Annotated in this window: 1 protein-coding gene; it reads right to left on the bottom strand. The window is 46.2% G+C overall.

The features are described 5' to 3' along the window. A partial coding sequence (locus QUA78_RS05605) for an Ig-like domain-containing protein (protein WP_333398647.1) occupies positions 1-917 on the bottom strand: 917 nt, incomplete at both ends.

Here is a 917-nt window from a genome sequence, read left to right on the forward strand (position 1 = left end):
GGTGTTGGTACAGGTGCGGGAGTTGGTGTTGGTACAGGTGCGGGAGTTGGTGTTGGTACAGGTGCGGGAGTTGGTGTTGGTACAGGTGCGGGAGTTGGTGTGGCAATATTCACGCCAAAAGTACCTAAACTGCTAGCAGCCGACAAATTGCCAACAGCATCTTTTACCTGGGATGCTTGCAAATTAACTGTGTAAGTACCATTGTCAGTATTATCCCAAATTCCACCAGGCGGAGTAAATGAATATGTTGCTGTCCGAGGCGTACCATTACTATTAGTATCGACGCTGACAAAGGTAGCAGGAATAGCACCACCTGACCAATTTACAACAAGGTCAGAATTATCTAAACTGCTAACATCAACTCCACTGATATCTGTGAAAGTAACTGTCAATGTCTGACTTGTACCGTCGGCTGTAGTAATGTTAGAAATTGCCCCCAAGTTAGCAGTAGGCGCTGTAGCATCAGCGTTGCGAGTTAATTGAGTTGCTGCTGTATTACTATTACCTACTGCATCCGTAGCTTGAGCCCCAAGTACATCAACTGTGACAGCGCCATCAGTAGTGGGTGTGACATCAAAGGTGTAAGTTTTGCCGTCAACTGTGACAAACTTACCGACAGTCGCATTGGCTACGGTGATATCAGTATTATCAAACCCGGTAACATCTTCACTGAATGTTGCTGTGACGCTAAACGGGGCGTTGACTTTGGTTGCTGAAGTTGATGTTAAAGTAACAGCAGGTGCAGTGATGTCAGCAGTGCGAGTTAACTGATTTGCTGCGGTATTGTTATTACCCGCAATATCAGTTGCTCTTGCCGCAGGTACATCAACCGTGACATTACCATCAGCATTCGGAGTCACATCAAAGGTGTAAGTTTTGGCGTCAACTGTGACAAAGTTACCGACTGTCGCATTGGC

It is taken from the genome of Microcoleus sp. K4-B3, from assembly GCF_036704615.1.
Classification (GTDB): domain Bacteria; phylum Cyanobacteriota; class Cyanobacteriia; order Cyanobacteriales; family Microcoleaceae; genus Microcoleus.